Source organism: Paracoccus limosus (genome assembly GCF_009711185.1).
In the GTDB taxonomy this organism is placed as follows: domain Bacteria; phylum Pseudomonadota; class Alphaproteobacteria; order Rhodobacterales; family Rhodobacteraceae; genus Paracoccus; species Paracoccus limosus.
Genome location: NZ_WMIF01000070.1, coordinates 1 through 878, shown reverse-complemented (window position 1 = coordinate 878; position 878 = coordinate 1). Strand labels below are relative to the sequence as shown.

The window sequence follows — 878 nt, the reverse complement described above, 5'->3', positions numbered from 1 at the left end:
TCCTCGAGCCGATCAGGGAAAAGAACCGTCTGCCCGCGTGCAACGCCTTCGATGAACCCCGACATGCCGATCCCCCAACGCCATGCCAAAGTCTATCACAAGACCGAGTTTTTACACAGGCTCGGCCCTTTGATCTATCGCGGGGCTTTTCCCACCTGCAATGAGAGTCAGGCCCATGGAAAGGGCGGACGACGAAGAAGGCACAACTGGCGGGAGCAGATCATTGGCATCCTGCAGGAGGATAATCGTCGTATACGTCGACGGCGCAAAATGCGTTAAGCCAACGAATATGCGCAGGGGAAGACGTGCGTTAAGTCCAAGGTTCAGGACTCGTTCTTGGGTCATAACCAGACCATCGCGATTGCGGCGAAGGCCATCGCGGAAAGGAAAACCTTCGGACATCTGTCATAGCGGGCGGCAGCCCGGCCCCCATCCTTCAGCCTGCCGATCACTGAGTTTCTTCCCAATTTTGAATAGCTCTTAAGATATCCGCCAAGCCAAGGCTTACGCGTGAACCAGTCCTTGATCGCCACCAGATATGGAAAGCCTTTGCGCATCGGCAAATAGTAATGTCGGCGCACCAAACCTAGCTGGGGGATCCACGGACAGCAGCCCAAGAGAGGGATTGGTCTTGTGCCCCCTCCTCAGCTTGCGGGTGTTGGGCCTCTGGGATATCGGCGGTAAGCAGGGTTCAGAAAACCGTCCGGCGGACAATTTTCCCGACAAACCCGCATCCGTGACCAGCACGCCACCCGAGCCGCGCACCGAGCCCTCGAACATCGGCTCGACCTCGAATTTCTGGGCAAAGGGATCGATGCCCATGCGGTCGAACTGCGTAAACAGGTTTGGTTGCCCGGCCCGCAGCAAAGGCCGGCGCT

At 57.6% G+C, this 878-nt stretch carries 2 protein-coding genes and 1 pseudogene; 1 reads left to right on the top strand and 2 read right to left on the bottom strand.

Annotated elements, in window-relative coordinates; translation table 11 throughout:
- Positions 1 to 279, top strand: a 279-nt coding sequence (locus GL279_RS19320; RefSeq protein WP_211371373.1) for a hypothetical protein, incomplete at its 5' end; no start/stop codon positions are given.
- 62 nt (positions 280 to 341) lie between these two features.
- Here GL279_RS19320 and GL279_RS19520 read toward each other — a convergent pair.
- Positions 342 to 452: pseudogene (locus GL279_RS19520) on the bottom strand (IS5/IS1182 family transposase); the annotation flags it as partial.
- A 52-nt stretch (positions 453 to 504) separates the two neighbouring features.
- Positions 505 to 878 (bottom strand): hypothetical protein (locus GL279_RS19220; protein ID WP_211371374.1); only part of this gene is annotated, 374 nt, incomplete at its 5' end.